This is a genomic window from Halomonas sp. ND22Bw, assembly GCF_003011945.1.
In the GTDB taxonomy this organism is placed as follows: domain Bacteria; phylum Pseudomonadota; class Gammaproteobacteria; order Pseudomonadales; family Halomonadaceae; genus Halomonas; species Halomonas halophila.
Window position 1 is genome coordinate 1 of record NZ_PXWD01000415.1, and the last position, 341, is coordinate 341.

The 341-nt window shown below is 61.9% G+C and carries 1 protein-coding gene; it reads left to right on the forward strand.

What is annotated here, in order from left to right:
* On the forward strand, nucleotides 1–341 hold a 341-nt coding region (locus CVH10_RS18695), incomplete at both ends, for a sensor histidine kinase (protein WP_146143065.1).

Here is a 341-nt window from a genome sequence, read left to right on the forward strand (position 1 = left end):
TCCATCGCCATCCAGACCGCTCGCTCCAATACCGACCCGGCCAGCTTCGCCGAGACCTTCCAGTCCCGGATCATGGCCCTGTCGCATACGCACAACCTGCTGACCCAAAGCCATTGGGAAGGCGCCGACCTACGCGCCATTCTGGAGCACGAGACAGAGGCCTATGGACCGACCCGGATCAGCCTCAACGGCCCGCCGGTTTCTCTCGAACCTGCTGTCGTCCTGTCGCTCGGCATGATTTTCCATGAACTCGCGACGAACGCCGCCAAATATGGCGCACTGCATACGCCGGACGGCCGAATCCTCATCGACTGGGGATTGGCCGACCAGAGACAGCGAAA